The sequence below is a fragment of the Massilia aurea genome (assembly GCF_040790145.1).
GTDB classification, from domain to species: Bacteria; Pseudomonadota; Gammaproteobacteria; order Burkholderiales; family Burkholderiaceae_D; genus Telluria; species Telluria aurea_C.
Window position 1 is genome coordinate 928892 of record NZ_JBFMMP010000001.1, and the last position, 16960, is coordinate 945851.

The window sequence follows — 16960 nt, forward strand, 5'->3', positions numbered from 1 at the left end:
CATACAACCACTTCTTCTGAGTACGAGGATCTAGTCAATGAACAATATGACCGACATGGGCGAACAGCTGGACATCAAACTGCTGCTGGCCACATTGATGGCGTTGAAAAAAGGCGATTTTTCGGTTCGCATGCCATCCGACTGGACGGGCGTGTCGGGCAAGATCGCCGATACATTGAATGACATCATCGAAACGAAGCAGAAGATGGTGGAAACCGTCACCGAAGTCTCGCGTGTCGTGGGCCGCGAGGGGCACCTGACCCAGCGCGCCGACCTGCCCGGCGTGGTCGGCGGCTGGAGCACGATGATCAGCTCGGTCAATACGCTGATCGACGACCTGGTGCGCCCCACCACCGAAATGGCGCGCGTGATCGGCGCCGTGGCCAAGGGCGACCTGTCGCAGACGATGGCGCTCGAAGTCGACGGCCATCCGCTCAAGGGCCAGTACCTGCGCGCGGCCATGACGGCCAACACGATGGTCGAACAGCTCTCGTCGTTCTCGTCCGAAGTCACGCGCGTGGCGCGCGAGGTCGGCACCGAAGGCAAGCTCGGTGGCCAGGCGCAGGTCAAGGGCGTGGCCGGCACCTGGAAAGACTTGACCGACTCGGTCAACTCGATGGCGGGCAACCTCACGTCCCAGGTGCGCAATATCGCCGAAGTGACCACCGCAGTGGCCAACGGCGACCTGTCCAAGAAGATCACGGTCGACGTGCGCGGCGAGATCCTGCAACTGAAGGACACCATCAACGTGATGGTCGACCAGCTGCGCTCCTTTGCATCGGAAGTCACGCGCGTGGCGCGCGAGGTCGGCACCGAAGGCAAACTCGGTGGCCAGGCCTATGTGCCGGGCGTGGCGGGCACCTGGAAAGACCTGACCGACAACGTGAACTTCATGGCGTCGAACCTGACGGGCCAGGTGCGTAACATCGCGGCGGTGACCACCGCGGTGGCCAACGGCGACCTGTCCAAGAAGATCACGGTCGACGTCAAGGGCGAGATTCTCGAGCTGAAAAACACCATCAACGTGATGGTTGACCAGCTCTCCTCTTTTGCTTCAGAGGTCACGCGCGTGGCGCGTGAAGTCGGCACCGAGGGCAAGCTCGGTGGCCAGGCCATGGTGAAAGGCGTGGCCGGCACCTGGAAGGACTTGACCGACTCGGTCAACTCGATGGCCGGTAACCTCACGGGCCAGGTGCGCAATATCGCGGACGTGACTACCGCCGTGGCCAACGGCGACTTGTCCAAGAAGATCACGGTCGACGTCAAGGGCGAGATTCTCGAACTGAAGAACACCATCAACGTGATGGTCGATCAATTGAACTCGTTCGCATCGGAAGTCACGCGCGTGGCGCGCGAAGTGGGCACCGAAGGCAAGCTCGGTGGCCAGGCCAACGTGCCCGGCGTGGCCGGCACCTGGAAGGACTTGACCGACGGCGTCAATTCGATGGCCGGCAACCTGACGGCGCAGGTGCGCAACATCGCCGACGTGACCACCGCCGTGGCCAATGGCGACCTGTCCAAGAAGATCACGGTGGACGTCAAGGGCGAGATTCTCGAGCTGAAGAACACCATCAACGTGATGGTCGACCAGCTATCCTCTTTTGCTTCAGAGGTCACGCGCGTGGCGCGCGAAGTCGGCACCGAAGGTAAATTGGGTGGCCAGGCCTACGTGCCGGGCGTGGGCGGCACCTGGAAGGACCTCACCGACAACGTCAACTTCATGGCGTCGAACCTGACGGGCCAGGTGCGTAATATCGCGGCGGTGACCACCGCCGTGGCGCGCGGCGACCTGTCCAAGAAGATCACGGTGGACGTCAAGGGCGAGATTCTCGAGCTGAAGGACACCATCAACGTGATGGTCGACCAGCTGTCCTCATTTGCTTCAGAGGTCACGCGCGTGGCGCGCGAAGTCGGCACCGAAGGTAAATTGGGTGGCCAGGCCAATGTGTCGGGCGTGGCCGGCACCTGGAAAGACCTGACCGAAAACGTCAACCAGCTGGCGGCAAACCTGACCAACCAGATGCGCGCGATCGGTGAAGTGGCCACCGCGGTCACGCGCGGCGACTTGTCGCGCTCGATCCAGGTGGAGGCGCGCGGCGAGGTGTCCTACCTGAAGGACAACATCAACGAGATGATCCGCAACCTGAAAGAGACGACGCAAAAGAACGCGCAGCAGGATTGGCTCAAGACCAACCTGGCGCGCTTCACGCGCCTGCTGCAGGGCCAGCGCGACTTGCAGGCCGTGACGCGCCTGATCCTGTCCGAACTGGCCCCGCTGGTCTCGGCCCACCACGGCGTGTTCTACATGATGGACTCGCAAGAGAGCGACGCGCGCCTGCGCATGATCGCCAGCTACGGCTACCGTTCCAGCCGCAAGCTGCCCACGTCCTTCCTGCCGGGCGAAGGCCTGGTGGGCCAGTGCGCACTCGAGAAGAGCCGCATCTGGCTCACCGACGTGCCGCGCGATTACATCGTGGTCTCGTCCGGCCTGGGCTCGGCGCCGCCGAACAATATCGTCGTGCTGCCGATCCTGTTCGAGCAGCAGGTCAAGGCCGTGATCGAGATCGCATCGCTCGACCGCTTCACCGAAACCCACCTGTCGTTCCTGGACCAGTTGATGGAATCGATCGGCGTGGTCCTGAACACGATCGAGGCGAACAGCCGCACCGAGTCGCTGCTGACCCAGTCGCAGTCGCTGGCGCAGGAACTGCAGCAAACGAACCAGGAACTGGCCGAGAAGGCGCGCCTGCTGTCCGAGCAGAACATCGAGGTCGAACGCAAGAACCGCGAGGTCGAGCAAGCCAAGCTGGCGCTGGAAGAAAAGGCGACCCAACTGGCGCTGTCGTCGAAGTACAAGTCGGAGTTTCTGGCCAATATGTCGCACGAGTTGCGCACACCGTTGAATTCGCTGCTGATCCTCGCGCAGCAACTGTCGGATAACCCCGAGGGCAACCTGTCGGGCAAGCAGGTCGAATTCGCCAAGACCATCTACGGCTCGGGCTCTGACCTGCTCACGCTGATCAACGACATTCTCGACCTGTCGAAGATCGAGTCGGGCACCGTCACGCTGGACGTCTCGGAGTACCGCTTCGCCAACCTGCGCAACTACGTCGACCGCACCTTCCGCCACATGGCCGAGGCCAAGCACCTGGGCTTCCAGGTCGACCTGGCCGAGAACCTGCCGACGGCCGTGATGACCGACACCACGCGCCTGCAGCAGGTGCTCAAGAACCTGCTGTCGAATGCGTTCAAGTTCACCAGCCACGGCCAGGTCTCGCTTGGCATCAGCCTGGTAGTGAGCGGGTGGACGGCCGATCACCCGAACCTGGAGCACGCCGATGCGGTGCTGGCGTTCTCGGTGTACGACACCGGCGTGGGCATCCCGGCCGACAAGCTGCAGCTGATCTTCGAGGCATTCCAGCAGGCCGACGGCTCCACCGCCCGCAAATATGGCGGCACCGGCCTGGGCCTGTCGATCTCGCGCGAACTGGCGCGTTTGCTGGGCGGCGAAATCCGCGTCGAATCGACCGTCAACGTCGGTTCGGTGTTCACACTGTACCTGCCGTACAACCGCGCCGGCTTCGTCAACTACGAGCAGGCCCGCCAGCCGCAACCGGCGCGCCTGCTGCCGCCGCAAGGCCCCGCGCACGCGCAGCAGCCGCTGCAACCGGTATTGCAAGAGCGCGGTGACGTGGCCACGCACGAACGCACTGCGGATGTGCTGGACCACAGCAGCGCGCTGGTGGAATACGCGAGTGTGCTCGATGACCGGGGGCTGGTGACGCCGGGCGATCCGTCGGTGCTGATCGTCGAGGATGACGAGCGCTTCGCCAAGGTGGTGCTCGAATTCGCGCGCGAGCGCAACTTCAAGGCGATTGTCACGCACCGTGGCGATTCGACCCTGTCGCTGGCGCGCGACTATCTGCCGTCGGCCATCCTGCTCGACCTCGACCTGCCCGACATCGACGGCTTCACGGTGCTCGATCGCCTGAAACGCGATCCGAGCACGCGCCACATTCCGGTGCACGTGATGTCGTCACTGCGCGAGCGCGAGCGCGCGCTGCGCCAGGGCGCGATCTCGTACATCAACAAGCCGGTCGAGCGCGACGTGCTGCACGAAGAATTCAAGCGCATCCAGAAATTCCTGATGGGCGGCAAGCGCAGCCTGCTGGTGGTCGACGACGATCCGGCGCAGCGTGATGCCATCGTCTCGCTGATCGGCAATACCGATATCCACATCGTCACGGTCGATCATGGCGGCGCCGCGCTCGACGTGCTGCAGTCGTCGCATTTCGACTGCATGGTGCTGGACCTGACGCTGCCGGACATCTCGGGCTTCGACCTGCTCGACCAGATCGGCCGCGACGAACGCCTGCGCGACCTGCCGATCGTGATCTACACGGCGCAGGAACTCAATCGCAAGGAAGTCACGAAGCTCAAGCGCTACGCCAAGACGATCGTCATCAAGGATGCGCGCTCGCCCGAGCGGCTGCTGGACGAGACGGCGCTGTTCCTGCACCGCTCGCAGGCCAGCCTGCCCGAGACCCAGCGCAAGATGCTGGAAGAGATCCATGCGATGGATTCCGGCCTGGCCGGGCGCAAGGTGCTGATCGTCGACGATGACCTGCGCAACATCTTTGCGCTGTCGACACTGCTCGAGCGCCAGCAGATGCAGGTGCTGTTTGCGGAAAATGGCCGCGACGGCATCGAGGTGCTCGAGAAGGATCCGACCATCGAGATCGTCCTGATGGACATCATGATGCCCGAGATGGACGGCTACGACACGATGCGGGCGATTCGCCGCATTCCCAAATTCCGCTCGCTGCCGATCATCACCCTCACTGCGAAAGCCATGAAGGGCGACCGTGACAAGTGCATCGCCGCCGGCGCGTCGGACTACATCACCAAGCCGGTCGATGTGGCCCAGCTGCTGTCGATGATGCGGGTTTGGCTGCATTGAGCGCGGTCCTGAACGCCCCGGCCATCCCGGGGCTCGATCCGGCCCTGGAAGAACTCGAGATCGGGTTGCTGCTCGAGGCGCTCTACGGGCGCTTCGGCCTCGATTATCGCAGCCACGAACGCGCGCTGCTGCGGCGCCGGCTGCAGGGCGTGGTGCGCGAACGTGCGCTGCCCAGTCTGTCGCGGCTGCAAGAAGAAGTGCTGCACGTGCCGGGCGTGGCCGCGAGCGTGGTGCGCGCGCTGGCGGTGCCGCCGGCGGCGCTGTTCGACCGCCCCGACTGGGCGCGGCGCCAGCGCACGGCGCTGGCCGACAGCCTGCGCCCGACCGCGCTGCCGAAGGTGTGGCTGCCCGACGTGGCCGGCGTGGGCGAAGCGTGGACGCTGGCGATCCTGCTGGCCGAAGAAAAGCTGTATGGCCGCACCGAGGTCTTCGCCACGCTGACCAGCGACGAGCAGCTGCATGCGGTGCACGACGCCACGCTGCCAATCGGGCAGATCGCGCTGGCGCAAGCCGGGTATGAAGCCAGCGGCGGCAACGGGCGCCTGCTCGATTATTTCGACGTGACCGACGGCCAGGCGCGCCTGCTGCCCCGGCTGCGCGAGCGCATCACCTGGGCCCAGTACAACCTGGTGACCGATGCCTCGTTCAATGAATTCCACGCGATCGTCTGCTGCCGCGCCCTGCCCGGCTTCGGCCCGGTGCTGCGCCAGCGCGTGCTGCGCCTGTTTCGCGACAGCCTGGCGCTGTTCGGGGTGCTGGGCGTCGACCGCGCACTGGCGGCGACCGATGCGGCGGTGGGCGATTACCAGTTGCTGCCCGGCGATGGGGCCTGGTACAAGCGTATCAGGTAGCCAACCGTTCGTCGTTCCAGCGAAGGCTGGAACCTGATTCGATTGCAGGCCGCTATGAATTTTGCGGCAAAGATGCTGAACTTGGGTTCCAGCCTTGCGCTGGAACGACGGTGGTATCCCGGATAGCCGTGCGCCTAGGAATGAGCTCGAGTGTGCGCACGCACCAATCGCTGTAGTTTTTGCGGATACGCCGCCAGAAGCGCTGCCCCCACCCCTCACACCGGATCTTCGACACGCGCCCGCCCGATCGCCGCCGCCGCGCGCTGCGCCGCCATCCAGGCGTCGACCGCCTTGCCCGCGCCGGGCCGCAGATGCAGGCCCAGTTTGCTGCGGCGCCACAGCACGTCGGTCGCGCACGACGCCCATTCATGCGTCATCAGGTAGCGCAGTTCGGCTTCGTACAGGCCGGGCGCGACCTCGAACCCCAGGTCGGCCAGCGCGTTGCAGCCCTCGAGCAGGCGCACCACGCGGGTACCGTAGGCGCGCGCATAGCGCAGCGCAAGCGACGCTGGCAGCCAGGCGCTGCGCTGGCGCAGTCCCGCCACCCAGCGATCGAATTCGAGCACGCCGCGCCGGTCGGGCCTGGGGCCGAACAGGTCGCCGCCAGGCAGCACGGCGTGCGCCGTCCAGGCCGGTGCGGTCGGGCGACCGACGCGTGGCGCCAGCCAGTCGAGCGCTTCTTCGGCCAGCTTGCGGTAGGTGGTAATCTTGCCGCCGAAGACCGACAGCAGCGGCGGGCCGTCGCCGTCGCGCGCCAGGTGATAGTCGCGCGTGACCGCCGCCGCGTTGCCGGCATCGTCGGCCAGCAGCGGACGCACGCCCGAATAGCTCCAGACCACGTCGCCCGGCGCGACCTGGCGCCGGAAGTAGGTGTTGGCCAGCGCGCACAGATACTGCTTCTCGTCGTCGGCAATGGCGACGTTGTCGGGGTCGCCTTCGAACTCGACGTCGGTGGTGCCGATCAGTGTGAACGCGCCTTCGTACGGCAGCGCAAACACCACGCGGCCATCGGTGTGCTGGAACAGGTAGGCGCAGCCGTGATCGAACAGGCGCGGCACGATGATATGGCTGCCCTTGACCAGGCGTAGCGCGCGCTGCGGCGCATCGCCCCCGGCGCGCAGGGCCAGGCGCGCCGCCCACGGCCCGGTGGCGTTGACCAGGCCACGCGCGCGCACGGCCAGCGGCCCGCTGGCGCGCAGCAGCCGCGCTTCCCAGTGGCCGGCGCGGCGCACGACGTCGTCGCACGCCGTATGCGGCATGACCTGCGCGCCGCGCTCGTGGGCATCGAGCGCATTGAGCACGACCAGCCGCGCATCGTCGACCCAGCCGTCGGAATAGGCGAACGCGCGCGCGAACTCGGGCCTGAGCGCAGCACCGGCGCGGTGCGCGGCCAGGTCGATTGTTTCGGCGCCGGGCAGGAAGTCGCGCGGGGCGAGCCGGTCATACAGGAACAGGCCGGCGCGGATCAGCCAGGCCGGGCGCGCCCCTGCCACCTGCGGCATGATGAAGCGCAGCGGGCGCATGATGTGCGGCGCACTGCGCAGCAGGATTTCGCGCTCGGCCAGCGCCTTGCGCACCAGGCCGAACTCGCGGTGTTCGAGGTAGCGCAACCCGCCGTGGATCAGTTTGCTGGAGGCGGAGGACGTATGCGAGCCGAGGTCGTCCTTGTCGCACAGGATGACCTTCAGGCCGCGCCCGGCGGCGTCGCGCGCGATGCCGGCGCCATTGATGCCGGCGCCCACGACCAGCAGGTCGCAATCGATGAAAGTGTCCGTGGTCATCCATCCTCCCTCGCCGCCGGCATGCTGCTCTCCGCACCAGTGTAGGTAGCCGATTCGGACCCGCGCTGTGCCTGGATCAATTATGCGCAAAATGGCACAGGCGATGTGTAAAATCGCCACATGCACATCCCCTCTTCCACGATCCCGCAGGGCGCCATCAAGGACGCGCCGACGCGCGCCTGGGTCCGCATGCCGTCGGGCCGCCGGCTCGACCTGCTCGATCCGACACCCTTCGACTGGGACGACGCCGACCTGGCGCTCGGCCTGGCCCGCACGTACCGCTGGGGCGGCCATTCGGCATGGCCGTTGCCGCTGTCAGTCGCGCAACATTCGATCAGCGTGATGCTGCTGCGGCGCGCGGCCTCGCCAACCTTGTCGCCGCTCGATGAATTGCGCGAGCTGCTGCATGACGCCGAAGAAGGCTTGTTGGGATTCGATGCGATTTCGGTCATCAAGCCGTTTTTGGGTGACGCGTTTCGCGCCCTGACCCGTCGCCTGGAGCACGTGGTGTTCCTGCGCTATGGCTTGCCGGCATGGGATGAAATATCGCATGCGGCGCACAAGAAAGCCGACCGGCTGGCGGCGGCCAGCGAGGCCGTGCATGTGGCGGGCTGGTCGGCTGACGAGGTGCGGCGCACGCTCAAGATTCGCGCCGGCATACTGCAAGATGATCCACTGGCGGCGTACTACGACTGCACGCCATGGGAACCGTGGCCGCCCAAGCTGGCCTGTAAACGCTTCTTGCATGAGCTCGAACGGCTCATGGTGGCGATCAAGCCGGCGCCCTGACGGCCGCCGGCCTGTTCATTACGCCCTGGCGCGCGGCGTCAGTTCTTGTTCCAGGTACTTTTCCAGCCCTTCCAGCGAGCGGCCACGGGTTTCCGGCAAGCGCATGGCGACGAAGATCAGCGAGCCCACATTGATGGCGGCGAACAGGAAGAAGGTCGCGCTGCCGAACTGTGCCAGAGCCAGTGGAAACACCAGGGCGACGATTGCGTTGAATACCCACTGGCACGCCACGGCAGTGCCCGTCAGCACGCCACGCAGGTGCATCGGGAAGAGTTCGGACATCAACAGCCAGTACACCGGCGCGATCAGCATCTGCATGAACAGCAGGAAGCACAGGATGCACGCCAGCGCGGCATAGCTGCGCATGACGCCATCGGGCATCCACAGCAGCACGGCGCCAAGCGCGAACTGCATGACGATCACACCCGTCAAGCCCGACAGCAGCATCGAGCGGCGACCGTGCTTGCCGATCAGCCAGATACCGATGAAGGTGGCGATCACGGCCACCACGCCGTTGCCGATGGTCGCAGTCAGCGCGGCATTGGTGCCCAGGCCGGTCGACTGCAGGATGATCGGGGTGAAGTACATGAAGGCATTGACGCCCGTGAACTGGGCCATGAAGCCCAGGCCGATACCGAGCCACAGCAGTTTCTTGATCCACGGCGTACCGAACACGGCAGACCAGCCGGCCTGGTCGTGCTCGATCGCGTTCAGCTTGGTCATCTCGGCCATCTCGAGCTCGATCTGCTTGTCGCTCGAGCGGATCTGTTCCAGCACGGCGCGCGCTTCGTCCATCCGGTTCTTGCTGGCCAGCCAGCGCGGCGACGGCGGCACGAACATCATGCCGACACCGAGCAACAGGGCCGGCACGGCGGCAATCGCGAGCATATAGCGCCACACATCCGGCGAATCCGATAAATGCGCCAGCAAGGCATTGAGCACGTAGGCAATCAATTGACCAGTGACGATCATCAGTTCATTCTGCGTGACGAGCCTGGCCCGCCTGCTGGGGCCGGCCATTTCGGCGATGAACACCGGCACGGTGGACGACGCGCCGCCCACGGCCAGGCCAAGCACGAAGCGCATGATCACCATGACCTCGACCGACGGCGCGAGGGTTGTGCCGAGCGCGCCGATCATGAAGACCAGCGCCAGCCAGATCAGGGTCATGCGGCGACCGAACTTGTCGGACAGCGAGCCTGCCATCAGCGAGCCAACGGCAGCGCCGAACACGAGCGCGGAGGTGACGATACCCTCGGTCAGCGGGGTCAGGCCCAGGCCGCCGGTGGAAGGCGGCGCGCTCATGAACGGCAGCGCGCCGGAAATCACGCCGGTGTCGTAACCGAACGCGAGTGCGCCCATGGTGGCGACGATGGCGACCTTGAAGACGAAGCGGCTTTCTTTGGTATCGGGTGGCGCCGTGGCGGCGGCCGGGGGAACTGCTGAAGACATACGGATCCTTAATGAGAAATGGACGGGGTTGAGAAACACGACGGGCCCATTTCGTCACCGTCTGGACGACGGCGAAGTACGCCAGCACTTGAGAGCATTGGCAATTTCTTTATATTACTTACCAAAGGATAAAGGAAGTTATGCCAAACGAATGTTCGATGGCAAACATATTAGTGGATTTCAATCGTATTACTAAAAATCACTAATTTGGGGATAGTGGGCGTCATCAATCTGCATCGACGCCCGCACGGTTGCGACGATCAAAGCTAACTCGCTGATTTTGTTCAGCCTTTTAGGCTATCCACAAGAATTGTGGATAAAGTTGTGGACAAGCGCCACTTGACAAGCCGCAAGGCTAGTCCTGATGCGGGTTTCAACAAAATGCCCGTTCTGCAGGCAAAAATTAGTCCTAATTAAATCAAGCACTTGCACCTGCACCACATGTGAGCACCAAGTAAACCTGCGGCGAACTCCTACAAAAGCGTGACACGGGGGATAAGTCGCCAACGTGTCCCGATCTGCGCTTATTTCCATGCGCTGCGGGCCCGGTCGCGCACGAGCATGCGCACGCTATCGGGCATCGGGGTGCGCAGCTCGCGCTTGTCGGCGCTGAGCCAGGGGCTTTCTTCGAAATGCTTGAGCATCACGGGCGTGACGAAACGCGAACGCGCCGCGTACACATGGCGGTCGCCCATGCTCGACTGCTGCTTGATGAAAAAGCGGTTCGGCACGATCAGGTGCAGGTTTTCACGCGCCCGCGTCATCGCCACGTACAGCAGGCGCCGCTCTTCCTCGATATCGTCCTGGTTGCCAGTGGCCATGTCCGACGGGATGCAACCGTCAACCACATTGAGCACGTACACCGACTTCCACTCTTGCCCCTTGCTCGAGTGGATGGTCGACAGGATCACGTAGTCTTCGTCGAGCAGCGGCGGGCCGGCGCGGTCGCTCGTGGCTTCGGGCGGGTCGAGCGTGATCTCGGCCAGAAAGCTCTCGCGGTTGGCGTGGCCGCCCGACAGCGCCACCAATTGATCGAGGTCGAGCGCGCGCACCTGGAAATCGTCATGCAGGCGCTCCAGATGCGGCGCGTACCAGTCGCGCGCCAGTTCGAGGTCTTGCGGCCAGCGCAGGCCAGGCGTTCGCAGGCGCGTGTACAGGGCGCAGAACGCCTGCCATTCGACCCTGCTGCGCGCCGGCACGGGAAACGCCGCCAGCGTGGCCGCGACATCGCTGCTTTCCGCGGCGGCATCGAGCACGCGCGTGGCAGTTGCTTGCCCGATGCCGGGAATCAGCTGCAGCACGCGAAAACCGGCCAGGCGGCCGCTCGGGTTCTGAGCAAAGCGCAGCAGCGCCAGCACATCCTTGATGTGCGACGCTTCCAGGAATTTCAGGCCGCCGAACTTGACGAACGGCACGTTGCGCCGCATGAGTTCGAGTTCGAGCGCCGCACTGTGGCTGGCCGCGCGAAACAGCACCGCCTGCGACTTGAGCGGGACGCCCTCTTCGCGCTGCTCGAGGATGCGGCTGCAGACCCAGCGCGCCTGCTCGGCCTCGTCGGGAATCAACACCAGCTGCGGCTTGATGCCCGACGCCTTGTCGGTCCAGAGCGTCTTGGCGTGGCGCTCGAGCGCGGCGCCGATGACGGCGTTGGACGCGTCCAGGATGGGCTGGGTCGAGCGGTAGTTGCGCTCGAGCGTGATGAGGTGCGCCGGCTGCGAGAACTGGCCCGCGAAGTCGAGGATGTTGCGCACGGTGGCGCCGCGAAAACTGTAGATGGACTGGGCGTCGTCACCGACCACCATCACGCCCTTGCCGTCAGGCTTCATGCCGGTGATGATCGCGGCCTGCAGCCGGTTGGTGTCCTGGTATTCGTCGACCAGCACGTGGTCGAACCAGCTGCCAAGTTCGGCGCCGAGCACCGGGTCGGCCGCCATCTCGGCCCAGAACAGCAGCAGGTCGTCGTAGTCGAGCACGTTCTGCTCTTGCTTGGCGTCGACATAGGCGCCGAACAGGGTCTTGAGCTGCGCTTCCCATTCGCTGCACCACGGGAAGAAGGCCTGCAATACCTGAGCGAGCGGATCGCGGCTGTTGACCACCCGCGAATAGATCGACAGGCAGGTGCCTTTCATGGGGAAGCGTTTTTCGGTCTGGCCCAGACCGATCTCGTGACGCACCATACCCATCAGGTCTTCGGCGTCGCCCCGGTCGTGGATGGTAAATTGCGGATCGAGCCCGATGCGCCCGGCGAACTCGCGCAGCAGGCGCGCGCCGATGCTGTGAAAGGTGCCGGCCCACGGCAACGCCACCGGCGCCTGGGATTGAGACTGGGCTTGGCCACCGCGACCCAGCAGCCGGTGCAGTACCCCGCTGGCGCGCTGGCTCATCTCGCCCGCCGCGCGGCGCGAGAAGGTCAGCAGCAGGATGCGCTGCGGATCGGCGCCGGCCCCGATCAGGCGCGCCACGCGGTGCGCCAGCGTATTGGTCTTGCCGGACCCGGCGCCGGCAACCACCAGCAGCGGCCGTGGCGCGTCGACGCCGATATCGTGCTCGACCGCGGCGCGCTGCTCGGCATTGAGGCTGGCGAACGGGTCTTCGATAACGGGCGGGTCAGCGGTGGTCATGGTTCAGCGGGCGTAGAAAACACCACTGTACATTTACACAGTAGCGAACCGCAAGCGCTAAATTGCAGGGCATCGATATCGCGCTGGCGCATGACATCAACCACCACCTGAGGAGCCGCCGCCAAGCTCCGGATAAATAAAACCTTTTCTGGATATCCACAAAGTCTGTGAATAACTATGTGGAAAAGCGGGGGCTTGACACGCTGGACACGGCCTGCCGGGCGGGTTTCAACAATTTGCCTATTGGGGAGGCAACAGCGGTGACAAGTGCAGATCGGTGGCAAACAAAGCCGGTCACACGCTTGACACGGTCGGCGCTGCCGTGCATTTCAGGCCGATGCGCGGCGCCGCTCGGGTTCGAGCACGACACGCTCGATCACCTTGGGGCCCACGCCATTCGACTTCAGATATTCGACCGCCGGCATGACGCCGAGTTCGCACAATGTGGCAATACCGCGCGTAACGACATCGCGCTGGTCGGCGTTGGAGCGCAGCTCGGATGCGCTGGCAACGCGTGAAAGGTCGTGTTGCGCGTGCAGTGTACTCATCGCTGATCTCCGGTGATGTTGGATGGGTGACGCACCCCGATTATTGGCGAAGACAAATTAAAGTCAATGGCAAACCTGTATCAATACGCGAATATATTAGTCATGCCAAGCACGTACATTGCCAAGCAGCGATAATACCGGCATGAGCATGCCGCCCCTCCCTTCCCCGACAGCGTCGCCGCGCGCGAGCACAGCCGATCGCCCCGCCCCCCTCTCGTGCACCGACCTGTTCGTGTCGTTCACGCTGATTGCCCTGCAGGGCTTCGGCGGCGTGCTGGCCGTGATCCAGCGCGAGATGGTCGAGCGCAAGCGCTGGTTGAGCAATGACGAATTTATCGAAGAATGGTCGGTCGCGCAAATCCTGCCCGGTCCGAACGTGTGCAACCTGGCGATGATGATCGGCCAGCGCCACTTCGGCCTGGCCGGCGCGATGAGTGCGCTGGCCGGCTTGCTGGCGGCGCCGCTGGTCGTCGTGCTGGTGCTGGCGCTGGTGTATGCGCGCTTCGCCGACGTGCCGGCGGTCCAGGGCGCGCTGCGCGGGATGGCGGCCGTCGCCGCTGGTCTCGTGGCCGCCACCGGCCTGAAGATGTCGGCCGCGCTGGGCAAGAACGTACTGCCCCTGGCCGTCTGCGTCATCGTCGCCGCGCTTGGCTTCGTGCTGCTGGCCTGGATCCGGGTACCGCTGGCGGCGGTCGTGTTCGGTCTCGGCGGCCTGGGCTGCGTACTGGCCTGGCGCAGGCTCAAGCCATGAGCGCGCCGCAGCTGCTATTTGCCTGGCATGACTGGCTCAGCCTGTTCACGCACTTCTTGATGCTGTCGATGATGTCGCTCGGCGGCGCGATCTCGACCACGTCCGAAATGCAGCGCTATCTGGTCGAACGCCAGGGCTGGCTCACGCCGGCGCAGTTTGGCGATTCGGTCGCGCTGGCGCAATCCTCGCCGGGGCCGAACGTGCTGTTCGTGGCCCTGCTGGGCTGGAACGTTGGCCTCAACAATGGCAGCGTCACGGCCGCGCTGAGCGGTGTCGTCATCGCAATGGTGGGCATCATGCTGCCGTCGACCGTGTTTACTTATCAGGTGGCGCAATGGGCCCAGCGCAATCGCACACTGCGGGCGGTGCGTGCCTTCAAGCAGGGCATGGCCCCGCTCGTCATTGCAATGCTGCTGTCGACCGCCTGGCTGCTGGGCTCGAGCGGCGGCGCGGACCTGGACCATTGGCCGCTGTGGTTGCTGTCGGCGGCCAGCTGCCTCATCATCTGGCGCACGCGCCTGCACCTGCTGTGGATGCTGGCGGCCGGCGCCTTGCTCGGCGCGATTGGACTGGTGTAGTTGGCACGCATGGGCAGGACGCGGCATACTGGGCCACCTTTTACTGTCCACCATATGACGATGTCCGAACTCCTGAACCAACATGCCTGCTTCGGCGGCGAGCAGCGTTTCTACCAGCACGATTCGAGCGCCATCGGCCTGCCGATGAAGTTCTCGGTGTTCCTGCCACCCGAGGCTGCCGGCAAGAAACTGCCTGTGCTGTTCTACCTGGCCGGGCTGACCTGCACCGAAGAAACCTTCATGACCAAGGCCGGCGCCCAGCGCGTGGCGAGCGAACTGGGGATCATCCTGGTGGCGCCCGATACCAGCCCGCGCGGCGCGAACGTGCAGGGCGAGTCCGACAGCTGGGACTTCGGCGCCGGCGCCGGCTTCTATCTCGACGCCACCGAAGCGCCATGGTCGACGCATTACCGCATGCACAGCTACCTGCTCGAACTGCACGCGCTGGTGCTGGCCACCCTGCCGGCCGATCCCGAGCGCGTGAGCATCTTTGGCCACTCGATGGGCGGCCATGGCGCGCTGGTGATGGCGCTGCGCCACCCGGAGCTGTTCCGCTCGGTGTCGGCGTTTGCGCCGATTGCCGCGCCGAGCCGCTGCCCATGGGGCGTGAAGGCGTTCGGCGGCTATCTCGGCCAGGATGAAAGCACCTGGCAGCAATACGATGCCAGCGCGCTGATGGCGCAACAAGAGACGGCGCCCTTCCCCGGTGGCATCCTGATTGACCAGGGCCTGGGCGACAAGTTCCTGGCCGAGCAGCTGCGCCCGGAAGCCTTCGAAGGCGCCTGCGCCCGCATCGGCCAGCCGCTCGAGCTGCGCCGCCACGCGGGCTACGACCACGGCTACTACTTCATCTCGACCTTCGTCGAAGACCATCTGCGTTTCCACGCCAGCCAGCTCGGCTGATTGCGATGCCGGGCCCTGCGCCCGGCCATCCTCCCGTGCGCAAGCGTTGCATTTTCCTCAAGGCAAACGAACACGGTCAGGGCAAACCCCTGGTGTATGCTGAGTCAACTGCGCGCAGATATTTGCGCCGCTGTGCGATGACGCATACAAGACAACGCCGGGATCGCGCCAGCGATCGGGTAAAACTAACCGAGAGGAGCCGACATGAACGAATCGAACGATCAGGGAACCAACGTGGGTAAATGGATTGGCGCCGCTGTAGCAGGCGCCCTGCTGATGTACGCCTTCGACCCGGACCGCGGCCCGAAACGCCGTGCACGCGCCAAGGGCGCGCTGCGCGACGCGCGCCATCGCGGCGCCGACAAGCTCGAACACGCGCTGCACACGGCCGGCGAGCGCTTCGACTCGGCGCGCGAGCGCGCTGAATCGGTGTACCTGCGCGCCGGCGAACGCCTGGCGGGCGCCGCCCACGCGGCGGGCGACCGTTTGGCCGAAGCATCGCACCACACGCGCGACCGCCTCGAACATGCGCGCGGCCGCCTGGCAGAAGCGTCGTACGAGGCTCGCGACCGTGCCTCGCATGCCGCCGATTATGCACGCGAGCGTGCCTCGCACGCTGCCGATCAGGCACGCGACCGCGCTTCGCATGCCGCTGACTACGCCCGTGACCGCGTCTCTCACGCCGCCGCCGATGCGCGCGACTACGCCGACGATGTCCGTTCGCGCGCGCACCACGTCGCCAATGACGCGCGCGACCGCGCCAACCACGCTGCCGACAAGGCCCGCGTCAGCGCCGATGAAGCCGCCGAACGTGCACGCGAGCGCGCCGACCTGGCCCGTGAAAACCTGGCGCAAGCCGCGCACGAGGCCGGCACCGGCGCCCGTGCCCGCGCCAACGCCGTCGGTCATCAGGTGCGTGAATGGACCGACCACCTGACACAGGCCTTCGGCTCGCGCGGCCCGACGCTGACCAACTCCGCCCTGCTGGGCACCGGCGCGCTGAGCGTCGTCGGCCTGGTGCGCCGTTCGCCGGCCGTCGCCCTGCTGGGCCTGGGCGCGCTGGCGGTGCTGCTGCGCAGCGACCGCGGCCGCAACCTGGTCGATTCGCTGCGTCACCGCGGCGAAGCGAGCCGGGTCGACGTCGAGAACAGCGTGTATATCGATGCCTCGCCACGCGAAGTGTTCGATGCCTGGTCCGAAGTCGAAAATTTCCCGCGCTTCATGTCGCACGTGACCGAAGTACGCGACCTTGGCCATCGCCGTTCGCACTGGGTGGTGCGCGGCCCGGGCGGCCTCGAATACGCGTGGAATGCGGTGATGACCGAGCAGTCGCGTCCGGACCGCCTGTCGTGGCGCAGCGAGCCAGGCTCGGAGATCGAACAGGACGGCAGCGTCACGTTCGAGCCGAGCAATGGCGGCACCCGCGTGACGGTGCGCATCAGCTATGCGCCGCCAGCCGGCGTGCTGGGCCACGGCGTGGCGCGCATGCTGGGCGTCGATCCGCAGCGCCAGATGGATGACGACCTGGCACAGATGAAAGCGTTCATCGAACGCAGCGTTTCGCGCAGCCCGACCCGTCCGCAGCCGCCGAGCCACACGTCGCTGCACTGATCATCAGGCACAAACGACCAACCACCACGCTTATGTAGAACGACGATCGGCCCCATCCGGGGCCGATCGTACGTAGTGATACAGCGAAGCTGGTTATCAGCCGAGTTTGGCTTCA

11 protein-coding genes are annotated in these 16960 nt (G+C 65.3%); 7 read left to right on the top strand and 4 right to left on the bottom strand.

Annotation, left to right across the window (positions count from 1 at the left end; translation table 11 throughout):
* Window positions 1-37 precede the first annotated feature (37 nt).
* Both AB2N08_RS03920 and AB2N08_RS03925 read left to right on the top strand, forming a co-directional pair.
* Window positions 38-4960, top strand: a complete 4923-nt coding sequence (locus tag AB2N08_RS03920; protein ID WP_367609296.1) for a hybrid sensor histidine kinase/response regulator — start codon at window positions 38-40, stop codon at window positions 4958-4960.
* Entirely contained in the window at window positions 4948-5811 is an 864-nt protein-coding gene (locus AB2N08_RS03925; RefSeq protein WP_367609297.1) for a chemotaxis protein, read from the top strand. The genes AB2N08_RS03920 and AB2N08_RS03925 overlap by 13 nt, the downstream gene beginning before the upstream one ends.
* Before the next feature lie 215 nt (window positions 5812-6026).
* Here the strand turns inward: AB2N08_RS03925 and glpD are convergent, their stop codons facing one another.
* Window positions 6027-7592, bottom strand: coding sequence for a glycerol-3-phosphate dehydrogenase (gene glpD / locus AB2N08_RS03930; protein WP_367609298.1), 1566 nt, complete (start codon window positions 7590-7592; stop codon window positions 6027-6029).
* A gap of 189 nt (window positions 7593-7781) precedes the next feature.
* On the opposite strand from glpD, the gene AB2N08_RS03935 reads away from it, so the two are divergent.
* On the top strand, window positions 7782-8381 hold the full coding sequence (locus tag AB2N08_RS03935; protein ID WP_367609442.1) for a phosphohydrolase: 600 nt from the start codon (window positions 7782-7784) through the stop codon (window positions 8379-8381).
* An 18-nt stretch (window positions 8382-8399) separates the two neighbouring features.
* Here AB2N08_RS03935 and AB2N08_RS03940 read toward each other — a convergent pair whose 3' ends face one another.
* The 3 genes from AB2N08_RS03940 to AB2N08_RS03950 form a co-directional block, all read right to left on the bottom strand.
* The gene (locus AB2N08_RS03940) at window positions 8400-9833 is read right to left on the bottom strand and encodes a sugar porter family MFS transporter (protein WP_367609299.1); all 1434 of its coding nucleotides are present in this window, start codon (window positions 9831-9833) and stop codon (window positions 8400-8402) included.
* 524 nt (window positions 9834-10357) lie between these two features.
* Window positions 10358-12454 (bottom strand): ATP-dependent helicase, encoded by a 2097-nt coding sequence (locus AB2N08_RS03945; RefSeq protein WP_367609300.1) that lies wholly within the window; start codon window positions 12452-12454, stop codon window positions 10358-10360.
* 329 nt (window positions 12455-12783) lie between these two features.
* Entirely contained in the window at window positions 12784-13002 is a 219-nt protein-coding gene (locus AB2N08_RS03950; RefSeq protein WP_367609301.1) for a hypothetical protein, read from the bottom strand.
* Between the two features lie 142 nt (window positions 13003-13144).
* On the opposite strand from AB2N08_RS03950, the gene AB2N08_RS03955 reads away from it, so the two are divergent.
* The 4 genes from AB2N08_RS03955 (at window position 13145) to AB2N08_RS03970 (ending at window position 16845) form a co-directional block, all read left to right on the top strand.
* On the top strand, window positions 13145-13753 hold the full coding sequence (locus AB2N08_RS03955) for a chromate transporter (RefSeq protein ID WP_367609302.1): 609 nt from the start codon (window positions 13145-13147) through the stop codon (window positions 13751-13753).
* On the top strand, window positions 13750-14331 hold the full coding sequence (locus tag AB2N08_RS03960) for a chromate transporter (RefSeq protein ID WP_367609303.1): 582 nt from the start codon (window positions 13750-13752) through the stop codon (window positions 14329-14331). Before AB2N08_RS03955 ends, AB2N08_RS03960 begins: the two co-directional genes overlap by 4 nt.
* A gap of 60 nt (window positions 14332-14391) precedes the next feature.
* On the top strand, window positions 14392-15234 hold the full coding sequence (gene fghA / locus AB2N08_RS03965; RefSeq protein ID WP_367609304.1) for an S-formylglutathione hydrolase: 843 nt from the start codon (window positions 14392-14394) through the stop codon (window positions 15232-15234).
* 204 nt (window positions 15235-15438) lie between these two features.
* Complete coding sequence (locus AB2N08_RS03970; protein WP_367609305.1) at window positions 15439-16845, top strand: SRPBCC family protein; 1407 nt, start codon at window positions 15439-15441, stop codon at window positions 16843-16845.
* Window positions 16846-16960: the final 115 nt, after the last annotated feature.

What these genes read in the sequence shown, in the direction of transcription:
- AB2N08_RS03920 (WP_367609296.1), top strand. Translation starts at nt 38, where the DNA reads ATGAACAATATGACCGACATGGGCGAACAGCTGGACATCAAACTGCTG.
- glpD (WP_367609298.1), bottom strand. Translation starts at nt 7,592, where the DNA reads ATGACCACGGACACTTTCATCGATTGCGACCTGCTGGTCGTGGGCGCC.
- AB2N08_RS03935 (WP_367609442.1), top strand. Translation starts at nt 7,782, where the DNA reads ATGCCGTCGGGCCGCCGGCTCGACCTGCTCGATCCGACACCCTTCGAC.
- AB2N08_RS03940 (WP_367609299.1), bottom strand. Translation starts at nt 9,833, where the DNA reads ATGTCTTCAGCAGTTCCCCCGGCCGCCGCCACGGCGCCACCCGATACC.
- AB2N08_RS03945 (WP_367609300.1), bottom strand. Translation starts at nt 12,454, where the DNA reads ATGACCACCGCTGACCCGCCCGTTATCGAAGACCCGTTCGCCAGCCTC.
- AB2N08_RS03950 (WP_367609301.1), bottom strand. Translation starts at nt 13,002, where the DNA reads ATGAGTACACTGCACGCGCAACACGACCTTTCACGCGTTGCCAGCGCA.
- AB2N08_RS03955 (WP_367609302.1), top strand. Translation starts at nt 13,145, where the DNA reads ATGAGCATGCCGCCCCTCCCTTCCCCGACAGCGTCGCCGCGCGCGAGC.
- AB2N08_RS03960 (WP_367609303.1), top strand. Translation starts at nt 13,750, where the DNA reads ATGAGCGCGCCGCAGCTGCTATTTGCCTGGCATGACTGGCTCAGCCTG.
- fghA (WP_367609304.1), top strand. Translation starts at nt 14,392, where the DNA reads ATGTCCGAACTCCTGAACCAACATGCCTGCTTCGGCGGCGAGCAGCGT.
- AB2N08_RS03970 (WP_367609305.1), top strand. Translation starts at nt 15,439, where the DNA reads ATGAACGAATCGAACGATCAGGGAACCAACGTGGGTAAATGGATTGGC.